General features: G+C 49.7%; 17 protein-coding genes. 7 read left to right on the top strand and 10 right to left on the bottom strand.

Going from position 1 to position 14677, the window contains the following annotated elements:
- The first annotated feature begins 240 nt into the window (after positions 1-240).
- From H6F80_RS22570 to H6F80_RS22560, 3 genes are all read left to right on the top strand, one after another.
- Complete coding sequence (locus H6F80_RS22570; RefSeq protein ID WP_190793773.1) at positions 241-1353, top strand: glycosyltransferase; 1113 nt, start codon at positions 241-243, stop codon at positions 1351-1353.
- On the top strand, positions 1353-2099 hold the full coding sequence (locus H6F80_RS22565; protein ID WP_190793772.1) for an SDR family oxidoreductase: 747 nt from the start codon (positions 1353-1355) through the stop codon (positions 2097-2099). Before H6F80_RS22570 ends, H6F80_RS22565 begins: the two co-directional genes overlap by 1 nt.
- A 121-nt stretch (positions 2100-2220) precedes the next feature.
- Positions 2221-2676: a DUF2267 domain-containing protein gene (locus H6F80_RS22560; RefSeq protein WP_190793771.1), complete on the top strand. Its 456-nt coding sequence runs from the start codon at positions 2221-2223 to the stop codon at positions 2674-2676.
- Here the strand turns inward: H6F80_RS22560 and H6F80_RS22555 are convergent.
- Positions 2673-3071 (bottom strand): BON domain-containing protein, encoded by a 399-nt coding sequence (locus H6F80_RS22555; RefSeq protein ID WP_190793770.1) that lies wholly within the window; start codon positions 3069-3071, stop codon positions 2673-2675. The genes H6F80_RS22560 and H6F80_RS22555 overlap by 4 nt on opposite strands.
- A gap of 351 nt (positions 3072-3422) precedes the next feature.
- The gene (locus H6F80_RS22550; protein ID WP_190793769.1) at positions 3423-3605 is read right to left on the bottom strand and encodes a hypothetical protein; all 183 of its coding nucleotides are present in this window, start codon (positions 3603-3605) and stop codon (positions 3423-3425) included.
- Between H6F80_RS22550 and H6F80_RS22545 the strand changes: the two genes are divergently transcribed.
- Positions 3591-4655, top strand: a complete 1065-nt coding sequence (locus tag H6F80_RS22545) for an AI-2E family transporter (protein WP_190793768.1) — start codon at positions 3591-3593, stop codon at positions 4653-4655. The two genes, H6F80_RS22550 and H6F80_RS22545, sit on opposite strands and share 15 nt — an antisense overlap.
- A gap of 242 nt (positions 4656-4897) precedes the next feature.
- On the opposite strand, the gene H6F80_RS22540 is transcribed toward H6F80_RS22545, so the two are convergent.
- The 8 genes from H6F80_RS22540 to H6F80_RS22505 form a co-directional block, all read right to left on the bottom strand.
- Positions 4898-5689, bottom strand: a complete 792-nt coding sequence (locus H6F80_RS22540) for a PspA/IM30 family protein (RefSeq protein WP_518523634.1) — start codon at positions 5687-5689, stop codon at positions 4898-4900.
- Positions 5690-5929: 240 nt separating this feature from the next.
- Complete coding sequence (locus tag H6F80_RS22535) at positions 5930-6283, bottom strand: hypothetical protein (protein WP_190793767.1); 354 nt, start codon at positions 6281-6283, stop codon at positions 5930-5932.
- 68 nt (positions 6284-6351) lie between these two features.
- Entirely contained in the window at positions 6352-6933 is a 582-nt protein-coding gene (locus H6F80_RS22530; RefSeq protein ID WP_190793766.1) for a hypothetical protein, read from the bottom strand.
- 120 nt (positions 6934-7053) lie between these two features.
- Entirely contained in the window at positions 7054-7524 is a 471-nt protein-coding gene (locus H6F80_RS22525) for a TspO/MBR family protein (RefSeq protein ID WP_199296751.1), read from the bottom strand.
- Positions 7524-8882, bottom strand: coding sequence for an EcsC family protein (locus tag H6F80_RS22520; RefSeq protein ID WP_242067515.1), 1359 nt, complete (start codon positions 8880-8882; stop codon positions 7524-7526). The genes H6F80_RS22525 and H6F80_RS22520 overlap by 1 nt, the downstream gene beginning before the upstream one ends.
- 85 nt (positions 8883-8967) lie before the next feature.
- The gene (locus H6F80_RS22515; protein ID WP_190793765.1) at positions 8968-9213 is read right to left on the bottom strand and encodes a hypothetical protein; all 246 of its coding nucleotides are present in this window, start codon (positions 9211-9213) and stop codon (positions 8968-8970) included.
- Positions 9214-9309: 96 nt separating this feature from the next.
- On the bottom strand, positions 9310-9639 hold the full coding sequence (locus tag H6F80_RS22510; RefSeq protein ID WP_190793764.1) for a thioredoxin family protein: 330 nt from the start codon (positions 9637-9639) through the stop codon (positions 9310-9312).
- Positions 9640-9928: 289 nt separating this feature from the next.
- Positions 9929-10531 carry a hypothetical protein gene (locus tag H6F80_RS22505; RefSeq protein ID WP_190793763.1) on the bottom strand — a complete coding sequence of 201 codons (603 nt, stop codon included), beginning with the start codon at positions 10529-10531 and terminating at the stop codon, positions 9929-9931.
- A gap of 397 nt (positions 10532-10928) precedes the next feature.
- On the opposite strand from H6F80_RS22505, the gene H6F80_RS22500 reads away from it, so the two are divergent.
- The 3 genes from H6F80_RS22500 (at position 10929) to H6F80_RS22490 (ending at position 14634) form a co-directional block, all read left to right on the top strand.
- Positions 10929-12152 carry a helix-turn-helix domain-containing protein gene (locus tag H6F80_RS22500; protein ID WP_190793762.1) on the top strand — a complete coding sequence of 408 codons (1224 nt, stop codon included), beginning with the start codon at positions 10929-10931 and terminating at the stop codon, positions 12150-12152.
- A gap of 894 nt (positions 12153-13046) precedes the next feature.
- Positions 13047-14111: a glycosyltransferase family 9 protein gene (locus H6F80_RS22495; protein WP_190793761.1), complete on the top strand. Its 1065-nt coding sequence runs from the start codon at positions 13047-13049 to the stop codon at positions 14109-14111.
- A complete protein-coding gene (locus tag H6F80_RS22490) occupies positions 14101-14634 on the top strand; it encodes a glycosyltransferase family 9 protein (protein WP_190793760.1) in 534 nt (177 codons plus the stop codon). The genes H6F80_RS22495 and H6F80_RS22490 overlap by 11 nt, the downstream gene beginning before the upstream one ends.
- The last annotated feature ends 43 nt before the right edge of the window (positions 14635-14677 follow it).

Genomic DNA, 14677 nt, shown 5'->3' with positions numbered 1-14677 from the left:
TGCGTCAGTGCTTGTTCCAGCTAGTTACTCTAGATAGCCACTCTAGGTAGTTATTCCAGGTAATTATTCTAGGAAGAAGGCTCAAGCCAAGCGTTAATTTGCGATCGTGGCTATTTCCTTGCGATCCGTTGGACTGCATCCGTCTGATTCAGCAGATAAGCTTCAACCGATAAAGCTTTTTAGTCTTCTCAGAGTTCAGTTCTTGATGAACCTTCTCGTTGTCCCAGGGTTGAATCCCCTATGAACCTGTTTGTTCTCTCAGAACTCAATCCTGCTTGTAAGCATGTAGGCTGGTCAGTAGCTCACAGCCTGGAATCTACTCTGAGGAGTGTCTGCGATCCGACGTTTATCTATCCTTTTTTTAATACCTGCGTTCGTTTGTTCGACCACTCCAAAGTGCCAGACAACGGCGGTCATCTTCTGTGGCGATGGCGGCATCGCTTATTCAAGTCTTGGTACAAGGTGGGAGAGTTGCCCCCTCTGCCGCCCGGGAGAAATGTCTTGATAGTGGTGGGTATGAATCCCCGCTTCATGCTGTCCGTTCATGCGCTGGATTCTGTACTCAAACAATTTGACCTGTGCCTGGGCTATATTCTGGATGGCTTCAATCCTCAGCATTTTGATTTCACCCTAGCAGACAAATTTGATCACTTATTTGTGATTGGAAGTGAGCTGGCAGAGGATGTAGAGCGACTTCGGGGCGTTTCCGCCAGTTTTCTGCCGCTGGCAACCAACGTCTTGGAGCCGGAGCTAAATTTGCAGCATCGATCGATCGATCTCCTCAGCTACGGGCGACGCAATCCCGAAGCTCATCAGCGGCTATATGCCCACTTTAACCAGCCAGGCAGCGATCGGTTCTATTACCATTCCACCTTCTCCGAACCGGATGTGTACAACCTGGAGGAACACGCCACGCTGCTTAAAAATCTGCTGAATCGGGCAAAAGTGAGCTTGTGCTTTGAGGCAAGCGACAAGTCGCGGTTTATGGGCTATTCGCCGATTTTGTATCGCTGGTTTGAGGCATGGGCGGCAGGCTGTACGGTTGTCGGTAAAAAGCCCACGGGTCGCGGAGTTGCAGAGTTAATGCAGTGGGAAAATAGCGCGATCGAGCTACCCGACGCCCCCACAGAATGGATTCCTTTTATTGAAGACGTGCTGGCAGACGAAGCCACACTTCAGCGAAACGCAGAACGCAACTACCGCGAAGCTTTGCTTCAGCACGACTGGCGGTATCGGATTCGGGAAATGTTGAACAGGGTGGGGCTGGAAACGCCGGAGAAGTTGGAAGACCAGATCAAGCAGTTGCGCTGCACAGCGTATGGAATGCTTGCTAGTGTTCAGATGTCTGCCTGATGAACAAAACAATTCTCGTCACAGGAGGCAGTCGCGGGATTGGTGCAGCCACCGCAATTTTGGCAGCCCAAAAAGGGTATGCCGTTTGCATCAGCTATCGACGAAACCAGGTAGCCGCCGATCGCGTCATCGAGCAAATCCAATCTTTAGGCGGAAGGGCAATCGCAGTTCAAGCAGACGTTTGCTCCGAACTCGATGTGATCCGGCTGTTTGAAGCAATCGATCAAACCTCTGGAACGCTGAATGCGCTGGTGAATAATGCCGGAATTTCTGCCCCCGCCCGACGAGTTGAAGCGATCGATGTAGATCGACTTCAGCAGATCTTTGCCACGAACGTGATTGGGAGCTTTCTCTGTGCCCGTGAAGCCATCCGGCGGATGTCGATCGAGCGCGGCGGACCCGGCGGAGCGATTGTAAATGTTTCTTCTGGCGCGGCAAGGCTCGGATCACCGAATGAATATGTGGATTACGCGGCTTCAAAAGGGGCGATCGATACCATGACGATCGGCTTAGCCAAAGAAGTGGCAGATGCCGGAATTCGCGTGAATGCAGTACGACCCGGATTTACCCATACCGAAATTCATGCCGCCATGGGTGAACCGAATCGATTGGAGCGTGTGAGGTCTACCATTCCAATGCAGCGGGGTGGAACGGCGATCGAAGTCGCGAATGCAATTTTGTGGCTATTGTCTGAAGAAGCGTCTTACTGTACAGGGGCGATCGTTGATGTCACCGGAGGGCGATAGTTTACAAATCTCCATAATTTGACAGACCTTTTACCCGAAAGGCGATCGTTAGCATAATCAGTGCCTCAAGAATTACAGGCAATCATGAACTGAGTCCCTAACTGATGGCTGAGGAATCAATATGGCAATGAACGGATTAAGTGTGTTTGATAAGACTGTTCAAATTACCGAGCAGTGGGTCAGCGACGTTGCAAAAGAACTGAATATCGAAGACAAGCACAAAGCATTTCAGGGTTTGCGGGCAACGCTACACGCGGTTCGTAACCGGATGCCAATGGGCGAAGCGGCTCACCTGGGCGCAGAACTGCCCACCCTGCTTGCAGGCTTTTATTACGAAGGCTGGAAGCCCGAATCGACCCCAACCAAAGAGCGCACCAAAACCGCTTTTCTAGAGACGCTGAAGGCCCACTTGCATCAGTATATTCAAAACGCCGAGCCGGGCTTTGAGATCGAGCAGCTTGCCCGCGCTGTCTTCCGCGTAATGAGCGATCGAATTCCAGCGGGAGAAATGCAGGATATCACCCACATGATGCCTACGGAAGTAAAAGAGCTGTTTCCAGAGGCAGTGCGAGCTTAATAGCTGACCTGAGTGACATCGACTTGCTTAGTGCCATCCACCTGGCTGGCAACCTGATGGAGCTGATCGATCACGGCACGGTCTAGCACAGTTCCAACCAGGATAATCGTACTGCCGTCTTGAACGATCGTCACTGTGTCAATGTCAGCGAGTTCAGCAACGCGATCGAAGGCAATCGCAACCCGTTTCGCAAGTCCCTGCTGATCGTATTCGCCTTCAATTCCCATACATTCTGGCGGTGGGGGCGGCTGATGCTCTCCCGCCTTTTCCCGCAGTCCCCAGTCGTAATTTCCCGTAAGTCCCGGACTCATTGCTCCTGCCGCTGTACTGGCTCTTACTTTTCGATCGCCAACAGGCAAATCGCAAATTCCAAACAATCGTTCAGACCAACTCATTGTTCTGCTCCTGAATTCAATTTTCAACGGTTTTAACCAACACCCTTTTAAGCTGCTCAGGTTGATTTTTTTAGCTAATTTTCAGGTTTCGCAGTCGTTTGTTTCGCGGTATTCTGAACGGCTAATCACTTTGACAATTTTTTTCTGGTTCCTGAGCATTCACTCAAGGGTTGCTTCTAAAAAAGAAAACGAGTTTATCGATCGCAACAGAAGTAAAGCTGTAGGTCTTCAAGAGAGTAAGTATCATATTCCTAGTTCACAAAAGAGTCTTCTTTCCTGAGAGGGGTTCTTCTAAAACTGAATTCAACTTCTAATTCAATAGCCAACTCCACTCGATTTTTCCCAGCAAAATTAATCGCTGTCGTCGATCGATTCAACCTGGAATACAACCCAGAAAAGGGGATAAAACGTTGCTGTACCTGCAAGGCTGGCAGCAGGGATATCCACCACTGTAGGGATGTGGAACGATGACTGGCTGTTTAAGATGCGCTCATCGTTAATATACGCCTGGGTAAAAACGTGAAGCTGGGTCAATGGATTGGCTTAATTGCCTTACTCATTTCGCTGTATATTCTTTGGGAAATCAGGCAGGTTGTTCTGCTTATTTTTACTGCCGTAATTTTCTCAACTGCTCTCAACGGGATGGTGATTCGATGGCGGCGATCGGGCGTGGGCAGAGGCTTTGGAGCGATCATGTCTGTGGTGGTGCTGTTAGGCATTCTGCTATTTTTTGCCGTGATTATTGTGCCGCCCTTTATCAGCCAGTTTAAGCAGCTTGCCGAGCTTGTGCCGATCGGGTTTGGGCAGCTTTCCAACTGGTTAGATAGCCTGAAAGAACGGTTTCCAGGGCAGCCACTTTTGCCGGATATTGACGTGCTGACGCGGCAGGCTCAGCCGTTTGCAAGATGGGCGTTTAACAATTTCTTCTCGCTCTTTTCCAATGTGCTGTCGATCGTTCTCAGCATTTTGCTGGTGTTTGTGCTGACAATTATGCTGCTGATCAATCCCAAACCATATCGACAGGGATTCATCTCGCTGTTTCCTGCTTTTTATCGGCGCAGAATCGATGAAATTCTGACCCGATGCCAGGTGTCGCTAGGAGGATGGGCACGCGGTATTTTGATCAACATGGTTGTAGTCGCCGTTGTTTCTGCGATCGGTTTATCAATTCTGGGAGTGCCACTGGTATTTGCCAATGCCTCGATTGCCGGACTGCTTGAAGCGGTTCCCAATGTCGGACCCACGCTCAGCCTGATTCCCCCGGTTGCGGTTGCCCTGCTCGATGCCCCGTGGAAAGCAGTTGCCGTCATTGTGCTGTACCTGCTCATTCAGCAGCTTGAACAGTATTTGCTCGTGCCTTATGTGATGCAGCAGCAGGTATCAGTTTTACCTGCGGTAACGCTGATCGCTCAGGTCATATTTGCGATCTTCTTCGGGTTTTTGGGGCTATTCCTGGCAATTCCGCTCGTGATTGTGGCGCAAATCTGGATTCAAGAAATTCTGGTCAAAGACATTCTCAACCCCTGGGAAGAACATCCGCGCCAAGCCGATCGGGTTCCAGTTGTAACAAGCGATCGAAGATAGTCATTAAAGCAGATTTGAGAAGTAAGGGTTGCTACCCGAATCGTCTCTTAAACCCCCTCACTTTTAAGTTTGGGGAATTTTTTTTAAATTTAAATTGGAGGAACTTTGAACCGGAGAATTGACTCAGAAATCCCCCAGAATTGCCCCATCTACCCTAGTTATTTAGGAGGCGGCGCAACGAAGGTAAACCCAATGGATTCATCCTTGAATTTAGCCAAGCCCAAAGCTTTACCAGAAGCTTTCTAGATTTCTTCGAGCTGCGATCGCAACTGTTTTAGATCTGCCTCAACTTCAGGATCAACAGACTTTGACTGGAGCTGGGGAGCAGTAGAGCCGCCGCGCAGCAGCTGAGATTTCATGGCTGCCAGTTCACTGTCTACATCGCCACCGTTTTCGAGTGCCTGGAAACGCCGATCAATGTCATCACCTTCGTTTAGTTCTGCAACGGCTTCTGCCTGTGCCTCAATCTGCTGCACTCGTTCTTCCATACGTTCAAATGCTGCCATTGCTCCATTCGGATTCATGCGCCCCAGCATATCGTTAAGCTGCTGCGAAGCTTGTGCCGATCTCGCGCGGGCAATGTACATATCTTTTTTGGTGCGGGCTTCTGACAGTTTGCCTTCAAGTGCCACCATGTTTTGCTTGAGCTTGGTGACGATCGCGCTTTGCTGGTCGAGTTGTCCGGTCAGGGCATTGGCAGTATCTTGAAACGATTTGCGCCGAGTTAGGGCCTCTCTTGCCAGCCCTTCTTCACCCTTTTGCAGGGCAAGCTGTGCCCGCTGATACCATTCATCTGCGTTTGCCTGGGCCTGGGCTGCCTGACGCTCGGTGCGCTTCTGGGTCGCGATCGCCTGCGCCACCGCCTGCCGAAGCTGAATCACGTCATTTTGCATATCGATGACCGTCTGTTCCAGAATCTTTTCTGGATCTTCGGCTTGATTCACCAGGCTATTAAAATTGGCGCGAATCAATCTCCAAATGCGATCGAGCAGTCCCATATCCGCACACTCCGCACGACAATTGCTAAAATACATTAAATATTTGATTAAGCATTTTGATCCTATCGTATTCCTGCCTGTTGCCCTCTGCCCAGACTCATAGAAAAAATCATAGAAAACCGTAGGAAAACGGATAATAAAAATCCCCAGCCAAGAACCCGAAGCTGGGGAGTGAGTGCATCTACGTTTGTACTCGCTGTGAGTCGCTTAGTTGTTAAGGTAACAATGCACTGGAACGCAAACATCTGCCCATTTATAGATATTCCAGTGAACTTATTAGGCAGCATCAAGCAACTGCATCTCGCGAGCGGCGATCGTTTCGCGCTTCTCTAGCTTCAGGACACCAAACTGGTTGCGAAGCAGGTTGAGGTCGATCTCCATTTCGGCTCGTTCGTCTTGTGCCATTTGCAGATTGGCATAGGCAGTGCGATAGCTGGCAGATCCCATCAGTTCGACTCGTCGTGCCTTGCGCTGAGCATCGTTTTTGAGGGACGTATCAAAGGCGATCGTCGTGTCGATCTCGGCGGTGAGGCGGTTCAGAATCTCTTGCTGTCGGCGAACGTGCTGCTCAGCGCGAAGAAGCTGGTGCTGTTTTTCCGCAATCGCGGCAGGATAGTCTATGAGTTTCATAGAGTCAAATTTAGGGTAAGGAATGCTTGAATGGCTTGGATCAAGAAGACGCATAGGATAGGAAAGCTTTAGGCGGCAATCGTCGGAGCTACTGTTGGAGCTACGGTCGGGGAAATAGAATGGGGGGAAGCAGAAATCGCCTCTGCGGCAGGGACAGGCTGAAGGTGCTGCATCTGCCGCTCAAAGGCGCGACGGTTAAAGGCAAACGCCCGATCGCCCTCAAGGGTGTGAAACAAGGCGTCTTCGACCAGACACTCGATCGATGACTCCAGCCAGCAGACTAAGACCTGCTGCAAATCTTCGAGTCGATAGAGATTCCCTTCTTCATGAGCAAGGTGTGTCTGAAGCTGGATTGCGGCTTGCTGAAGCGCGGACTGAACTGTACTACTGTCAATACGACTGGCGATATCGATCGAACCATCGAACCAGCCCACGATCGTGCTACGATCAGTGCTACTATCTATAGTAGGGCTGTTAAGAGACTGGCACCAGATTTGGAGTAATGCGGCTTGATTCACGGCAGCACCTAGTACATCTGTCTTATTTCCCCATTGTAGCGTGATGCGCGAGCGGGGTGGTAGGTTTTTGGTGGGGAAATAGCCGATCGATCGAGTTTTGGATAGTGGCTGAAAGCAAGACGTAGCAGGCATTCTCAGTTCGTAGAATTTTCAATAGCAGAAAACCCTACCTGAGAGTTAGATAGGGTTTGCTTATCGCTTTTAATTTTCTCGATCAGAGCCAAATCTCTTACTGGATGGTTTGCAAGGAAATTATTTCGCTTCTGGATTGAGGTCGATCATTTGGCGTGTGGTGATTGTGCCAATCGGACTCCATGCCAGGTAAGGCAGAAGCAGCAGCGTTGCCCAGGGTGAGATAAACCAGACAAAGAAGGCAAGCACGAGCCCGAGCGCAACTCCGATCGCCCCCAGCGTTGTGCCAACGGCAAGGCTATGGGATCTCAGCGTCGCGGGAATGTAGGCAACGGTGACAATTTCAAGCAGCAGGTAAACTGCCATCAGCAGCCAAGTGGTAAAGGCTCCGGGGGCAGCATTCCAGACGATCGTCGCTGAAGCGGCTCCTGTGACAAACACAATTGTCCAAATCAGGGGAATTGCAGGTTCAAACACCAGCCAGCGTGGGCGATCAAGCTTCATTTCCCACTTGATATCGCGGGGGCGAATTAGAAAAGCTCCAAAGGACACTAAAAATGTCACGCCGCCAATAATCATCCAGGGTTGCATTATGCGTTCTCCACCATACGTTTCACGTCGTCCAGATTCAGGTTAAATCGCGAGGCGATCGCATTCAGAATCTGCGCTTCTTCGGGAGACTGGCTGCCGTTCACCATTGCAATCCGGTAACACTGTGCCAGCAGCGGCGTTGCAAAGTCCCGATTGAGCTGATTCAGCAGTTCTTCCAGCGGTTGGGGAGAATGAATCTGAGCAGCGATCGCTTCCAGAGATGCGGGGCTCAGCTGAAGGGCTGCCAGGTTGGGCAGAATGGCTTCCCAGTCCTGATTAGGGTAGCTTGCAGCGATCATATGAACCAGAAGTTGATCCATAATGGTCTGCTGATTGATCGCGATATTGGTCAGGTAGCGATCGCTCTGATCTTTCAGTGCATCGATCGTTTCGGTAGGCAATTTGTCGCTGTCGAGTTTCGCTTCATAAAATCGGCAAGCAGCATAGCCCAGCGCATACATCATCGTGGCATTGCTACTTGCCCCAATCAATGCGCCCGCCATCGGCACGTTTCGCAGCAAGCCGAGTCCTGCCCGCACTGCCTGACTGCCGCCCAACGCTAAACCAAAAATTGCCAGCACTTCTCCTTTTCGAGCCGGATCATTCAGATCCAGACCGTAAGCCGCCGCAATCTGATAAACCATTTCGGTTTGGAGAGCAGTCGTCGCCGCCAGATCAACTGCTAGTAGCGCAGCCGCTTCGCCCGGAACCACACTGCTGGCAAATCCCATCCCGCCTGCATAGACTGCTTTTTCGACCATGAGGTGATGTGCAATCTGGCTGGGTGATTCTCCTGGATACTGCTGCTGAAGTTTTCTTACCGTTGCGGTCGCCTTCTGAGTATCGACGCGATCGATCAAATTTAGCAGCCAGTCAATTTTCAGGAAGTTAAACCACTGGCGCAGCTGGGGCAATCTTGCCACCGCATCCACTGCCTGTCCAGTTCCCTGTAAGGCTTGATCAAGCATTTTGTGCGACTGTCGCAGCGTCGTTTCGCTGACCTGATTTGCCCAATCAAAGGTCGATTTGCCCATCTCGGTCGCATTAGTGCTGAAGCTGGCGATCGTCTTTGCCAGTTCTGTAGTCATTTCCGAAGCGGTGTCGATCGTGGATTGCCCCATGCGATAAACCGTATCTTCGATGATGCCGGTCATTCCGGCTCCCAATCGCTCAACCAGCATCATCGCAAAGTGAACCTGCTCTGCAATTTGCCCGGAAAGCTGCTCTGAATTCGGCAGTTGAATTTCCGGCGGACGCACAGGCAGCGAGGGAAAGCTCGAATGGTTGTCGGAAACGGTTCCCTGGTTTGCAGAGTTGTTTGCAGAATTGGAAGGAGTCGGTTGCGAGTTACTGTCCATAAGCGAAAGGAAGGAATGAAAGTTTATAGAAAGCAGATTTGCAGGGAGCGATGTTTATAGAAAGCAAATTTGCAGGGAGCGATCGTTAGTGATTGTCCGAACTGGGAATATCGCTTGCCTCAGGATCAGAACGGCTGACAGTGTTTTCGGCGACGGTACTCGGTGCAACGCTGCCCGCGCCATTGTCCGCTTCTCCGGCAGCTGCGGCTTTGGCTTCTTCTAAGGAAACGGTAGGATCAGCCGCGATTTGGGCTGCTTTTGCGCCCGCTGACTCTGCCGGATCGAAGTTTTCGATAATTTCTTTGCCCTGATCGGTTGGGTTCTCTGCCATGAGAATGACTCCGTTTTTTCTGTTTTCTTTAGAGGGTCTACAAATAAGCGGTCGATTGCAGGTCGATTCCCGCTAATGACCCGATTAAGAACTAGCTTAAAGGTGGGATTCGAGAAGGTGCATCAGGCGATCGGCAGGCATTAGGTTCTCGGTGCGCTCATCCTCTAGACGGGCAATCAGTTCACCATGCTGAAACAAAAGCAGTGTGGGCAAGGCATGAATCTCGTATTGAGAAGCCAGCGAAGGATAGCTTTCACTGTCAATTTTGACGATTTGCAGTCGATCGATCGTGCGCTGTGCCACTTCTTGCAGAACTGCGTCCATCAAGTGAGACGGTCCACAGAGCGGGCTAAAAAACACGATGAGCAGCGGCAGGTCCGAGCTTGCCAGTAGATCTTTCAAGCTAAAAGATTGAGCAGTTATCATATCGGGTTATGGAGGTTGAGATGAAGAGAATCAAGCAAAAGAGATAGATTAATTCATCGTCAGAAGCAGTTCAACGCATTAATAGTTAAGCGCATTAATACTAAAACTGTGCAATCAATCCGTGTCATTAAGAAATCGCACAATTGATCGGTTTCAATTTTCCACTTTACGCTTTTGGTTCAAGCTGAACCTTTGATACCACAGCACTATAACCCTTACATTATTAATTTAAAGCAAAGTCTCAGAATCGTCGTCAATCTAATGGTTGAACTTGTTGCTTCGTGTATTGCTATGAGTGTTCTGAAGCACTCGAAAAGAGTAACTTATATAACAGAAATGCAACTATCGCACTGTAGCTAAACCATCCCACGCCATAAACAATCGCCGTAGTTAAAATTGTTCCAAGCTGTCCTGTAAAAGCAGGGCAAAAGGTCGCACAAAACAGGGCACTACTTCCTCCTTGAATTGCCCCCGCGATCCCACTTGCTACAATCCAGCGGCATCTTGCTTTCTCGCCAGTTCGTCTCCACAGCGACGGCAGTAGCAGACTTTGAGCCGTTCCCATTCCCAGGAGCGCGATCGGCTGTTTGACCACATTCAGCCAGAAAACTTCTCCGCCGCCAAGCTGAGTCAGGTGCGCCACGATCAGATCAAGCCAGCCGCCGAGCCAGATCATGAGCTGCACCCCTATCAGCCAGCCGATCGCGCTAACCCAAATCCAGCGAAATGCCTTGCGAAGAACGTGCCGAAGCACAAACCACTGAGCCACACCCACCAATAGACCTGAGAAAATCAGCGTTGCCATGAACTGGAATTGGCTCGCTTCGAGTGCGCCGATCGTTAGACCTGCCAGGGTGTGGAGGAGGAGCCATTGGAGAAGGGTGGGGGGCATGGGTGGGGAGGGTGATTGCTAGAGATGATTACTAGAGGTGATTGCTAGATTTCTCTGGTAGAGCATGAGTACTTGTGGAGCATGAGTAAAAGAGGAGGAGATTTGTTCCATAGGGTTAGTTTTGGAGAGGAAGGCAGTTAGTAGAATGGCAGTTTTGGGATCTGTTCTGAGAGGGGAATTCGAAGCGGAGCGGATCTGTCTCTAGAGGAAGATGTATTGTTTTTTTGAAATTGCTAAGGTTCCTTCAATATTTTTTCGTGATTCAGATTTAGTTTTTGATTTCTGCGGCGTACTCTATTCTCCCTGCCAAGCAGTTTTCTTGCCGAGTAATCAGCGACTTCTAAATCTAATTCACGTTTTGTTTTCTGCAATGGGAATTCCTAGCCACAACGCATTCATGATTCAAACCTCTAGCCGTTTTGTGCAGCTTGCCAGCGTTGTCACCGATCGCGTTGCAGAACTGCTTTATGCTCCTGTTTTTGTCACGAATGAACGAGGAGTGGTTGTCACGAGCAGCGAACCTGACCGAGTTGGGCGATCGATTACTCCTTTGGGAAACTGCGAGGCAAGCAACTGGGACGGCAAACAGGCACTGTCTCATTTCCTCAGAATTCCGCTACAGCATGACACCGAAACCGGAGAAGTAATTGTTGGCAAGCCTGCCGATCGTGAAATGATTTCTCCTCGCCTTGCTCAAGCATTGGTTGAACTGGTGATTAATCAATCCACACAGCATCATCTTCCAAGTCAACATGAACTCAAGAATGAATTAATCGACGATCTGCTACACGATCGCATTGAGGATGAAACAATCATCTGGAATCGAGCAAAACGATTGGGGATTGATTTGTCTCCACCCAGGGCTGTGATTCTCATTGATGCTGCCTGTTATATCTTGCCTCAAATGAATGCTTCGGGGATGGAAGCAGTTGAGATTGAGCAGCGACGGGCACAGGTCGTGATTAGCAGTATTGTTAGCTTTTTTCACCTGCCGAATGACACGATTTGCGCTTATCTGGGTGAAGGCGAAGTAGCAGTCTTAAAAGCCAGCAACAGCAAAAACCTGGGGCTGTGGGCAGACTGTAACGATGTGGCTGAAGGATTGAGTTCTTCCTGGGCAAATTTAGCGGCTCTCAAGCGGGCGGCGGATGCGCTGTTGCTGCGGCTCAGAAACGACATGGGCGCGACGATTAATGTTGGCATTGGTCGATATCATCCCGGCGTGCGGGGACTGGCACGCTCTTATGAAGATGCAGGGGCCGCCCTGTCTTTAGGAAAGCGATTGCAGGGCGATAATCAAGTCCATTGCCTGGGTGAGTTGGGGATTGCTGCCTTTGTGGGCGTTGCAGACGAAGAAACGAAGATTGATCTCGCTAAATATCTACTCAGTCCGCTCGATCATGAGCCTGAATTATTGGTTACGTTAAACACCTTCTTTGCTGAAAACTGCTGTCCTTCTACAACTGCAAAGCAGCTATCAATTCACCGCAATACACTCAGCTATCGGCTTGATAAAATTGCTTCGCTAACCGGATTGGAGCCAAGAAAGTTTGACGATGCGGTGCAGATGCGGCTGTGTCTGTTACTTCGATCGCTTCAAAGTCAAAATAGCTACCGATAAAGCAGTTGATAAAGCAGTTTATTTTGCTGCGAGATATCCCTGGTGGATGGGAGGTGAGAGGGCCAGTTGAGGTAACATTGCTTCCTTCTCAAATTTTGATTTGAATCGATTGTTCTTAGGATTGATAGAGAGTTGGGCAGGTTTAGCAGGGTTCAAAAGCGATGTCCTCTCTCATTACAGCCTTGTTCAGGCGATTGAAGTACAAAAAATGGGGTGCAGGGGCTGTGCCCTGTACGGCGAGAAAGCCCATACCCCCCGTACCTTACGGGAGTGAAAAACGCTGTAATTCAATAGTGGAATCAAATATTGGGAGATTAAAGCCTGCTCACTTGCCCGTATTTTCAGGATAGCTTTTCAGGACAGCAGAGAGAGCACTCTAGAAATTCAGCTTGAGAAGTAATTGATCTACTACCTAAAGGTATAATTTGGCTAATAAGGCTATGAAGTCTAAGCGGGATTACTTCTTTTCGTAATCTTTTTTTTGTGAGCTTAAACTAAAATTGTGCAATTGCATAACTTACCTAAAAAAAGTGCGGGTGTTCTTTGGGCAATTGCCTGATGCTTTCCAGAATTGCGACTGACTACTATAACCCTATCCCCTACCAGACGATTTCTCAGAGCTGCTGGCATAATTTTGGATTAGTAAAAATCTTCAGTTGAGATTGATTCTAGAGAAGCGAAGACAATTCTTTCAAAGCCAAATTTATGTCCCACTAACACAGGCTTAAGCAACACAAGCAGATTCAGTGAATTCAGGTCACTGCACAGAATTGTAGAAAGCTTATCTTTAATGCCGCTCTTTGATGCCGCGTTAATTCTTCGCAGCCGTTTGTTGCGCCCAATAAGGACAAGCGGACTGAGTTTATTTCTCACTTATTCCTTCCCCGACTGGCAATGGAGACTTTGATCAGTGGACATCTTCAATTTGATGACCCTGCCCCCCAGCGAATTGCGATCGTACGTGCGCTGCCGGGATTAGGCGATTTGCTGTGCAGTGTGCCTGCTTTTCGTGCCTTGCGATCGGTGTTTCCTGCCGCAGAGATTACGTTGATTGGGCTGCCCTGGACAAAGGCGTTTGTGCAGCGATTCAGTGCCTATCTCGATCGCTGGCTGGAGTTTCCCGGCTATCCTGGCATTCCCGAAGTGCCTTTTGTAGCAGAGCAGACGATCGCTTTTATGCAGCAGGTGCAGCAGGCGCCGTTCGATCTGGCACTACAAATGCACGGCAACGGTTCGGCAATGAATAGCTTTACGCTGCTGCTGGGTGCAAAACGCACGGCAGGCTTTTTTCCGCAGCGGCAGTTCTGCCCCCATATCGACTGGTTTTTGCCCTACCCAGAGCATTTGCCTGAAGTGCAGCGACCTCTCCATTTGCTGAAGTTTTTGGGCCTTGCTACGCAGGGAGAATCGCTGGAGTTTCCTATCACTGCTGCCGATCGCGACGAGTGCAACACTATTTTGAAAGCTTATCAGCTTCGCCCGAAGTCCTACATTTGCATCCATCCGGGAGCCAGTACCGCCGATCGCCGCTGGAACTGCGAGCATTTTGCTGTCGTTGCGGATGCGTTGGCGGCTCAGGATTTTCAGATTGTGCTGACGGGAACGGCTGATGAAAAAGGGCTAACTCAAAAAGTGACAGAGACAATGCAGTATCCAGCAATTGACCTGGCAGGAAAAACGAGTTTGGGGGCACTCGCGTTGCTATTGCAGCAGGCAGGCTTGCTGATTTGTAACGACACTGGGGTTTCGCATTTAGGGGCAGCAGTTCAGGTCAAAAGTGTGGTAATTTTCTCGCAGTCTGAACCGCATCGCTGGGCACCGCTCGATCGCGATCGTCACAAAATTGTGGTGATGCCGTCGCTGGAAAATGCCCATCTGTATCCGCCAGCAACGCCGATGCAAGTTTTGCGGGAAGCGTTGAATTTGCTGCACATCGAGGAGGTGTCTTATGCATCCTGATTGGCAGCGCGTCAAGCGGCTTCTCTTGGTGAGTCTTTTGGATCAGGACAGTCAATCTGAATTGATTCAAAGTTTGCCGCTGCTTCAGCAAAGCCTGCCGGAGACTAGCATTTCTGTTCTTGCCGCATTTCCAGATTCGTTATTTGATCAACAGCTTGCCACGCTAGATCTGATTCCTTTTCCTTCTCCTTTTTTCGATCTGACCGATCACGCAAGCAGTCTGATTCAGAGTCTTAAAGCGCGATCGTTTGATGCTGCGATCGTATTCACCCTGCCGCAACAGTCTCCTTATCTCATAGCATACTGTTGCTATCTTGCAGGCATTCCGATTCGTGTGGGCCAGTCCTGTGAGTTTGGCGGTGGGGTTTTGTCACACTGCGTTAAGCCGCCGCTTGATCCGGTTGATGCTCTGGAGTATCAGCTTCATTTGCTGCGATCGGTTAATTTGATTCCTGCTCAGACGATTCATTTGATTTCGTCTTCTTCTTTCCCGGTGCAGCCGGCTGATACAGCGATGGCTTAACTGTTTTTCCTGATGGTTTTGGTTAAATTTGATTCACGATTGA

The sequence above is a fragment of the Leptolyngbya sp. FACHB-711 genome, from assembly GCF_014695615.1.
In the GTDB taxonomy this organism is placed as follows: domain Bacteria; phylum Cyanobacteriota; class Cyanobacteriia; order Elainellales; family Elainellaceae; genus Leptolyngbya_A.
The sequence above is the reverse complement of the archived record's forward strand: the minus strand, read 5'-3'. Positions and strand labels throughout refer to the sequence as shown.

What these genes read in the sequence shown, in the direction of transcription:
- H6F80_RS22570 (WP_190793773.1), top strand. Translation starts at nt 241, where the DNA reads ATGAACCTGTTTGTTCTCTCAGAACTCAATCCTGCTTGTAAGCATGTA.
- H6F80_RS22565 (WP_190793772.1), top strand. Translation starts at nt 1,353, where the DNA reads ATGAACAAAACAATTCTCGTCACAGGAGGCAGTCGCGGGATTGGTGCA.
- H6F80_RS22560 (WP_190793771.1), top strand. Translation starts at nt 2,221, where the DNA reads ATGGCAATGAACGGATTAAGTGTGTTTGATAAGACTGTTCAAATTACC.
- H6F80_RS22555 (WP_190793770.1), bottom strand. Translation starts at nt 3,071, where the DNA reads ATGAGTTGGTCTGAACGATTGTTTGGAATTTGCGATTTGCCTGTTGGC.
- H6F80_RS22540 (WP_518523634.1), bottom strand. Translation starts at nt 5,689, where the DNA reads ATGTATTTTAGCAATTGTCGTGCGGAGTGTGCGGATATGGGACTGCTC.
- H6F80_RS22535 (WP_190793767.1), bottom strand. Translation starts at nt 6,283, where the DNA reads ATGAAACTCATAGACTATCCTGCCGCGATTGCGGAAAAACAGCACCAG.
- H6F80_RS22530 (WP_190793766.1), bottom strand. Translation starts at nt 6,933, where the DNA reads ATGCCTGCTACGTCTTGCTTTCAGCCACTATCCAAAACTCGATCGATC.
- H6F80_RS22525 (WP_199296751.1), bottom strand. Translation starts at nt 7,524, where the DNA reads ATGCAACCCTGGATGATTATTGGCGGCGTGACATTTTTAGTGTCCTTT.
- H6F80_RS22520 (WP_242067515.1), bottom strand. Translation starts at nt 8,882, where the DNA reads ATGGACAGTAACTCGCAACCGACTCCTTCCAATTCTGCAAACAACTCT.
- H6F80_RS22515 (WP_190793765.1), bottom strand. Translation starts at nt 9,213, where the DNA reads ATGGCAGAGAACCCAACCGATCAGGGCAAAGAAATTATCGAAAACTTC.
- H6F80_RS22510 (WP_190793764.1), bottom strand. Translation starts at nt 9,639, where the DNA reads ATGATAACTGCTCAATCTTTTAGCTTGAAAGATCTACTGGCAAGCTCG.
- H6F80_RS22505 (WP_190793763.1), bottom strand. Translation starts at nt 10,531, where the DNA reads ATGCCCCCCACCCTTCTCCAATGGCTCCTCCTCCACACCCTGGCAGGT.
- H6F80_RS22500 (WP_190793762.1), top strand. Translation starts at nt 10,929, where the DNA reads ATGATTCAAACCTCTAGCCGTTTTGTGCAGCTTGCCAGCGTTGTCACC.
- H6F80_RS22495 (WP_190793761.1), top strand. Translation starts at nt 13,047, where the DNA reads ATGGAGACTTTGATCAGTGGACATCTTCAATTTGATGACCCTGCCCCC.
- H6F80_RS22490 (WP_190793760.1), top strand. Translation starts at nt 14,101, where the DNA reads ATGCATCCTGATTGGCAGCGCGTCAAGCGGCTTCTCTTGGTGAGTCTT.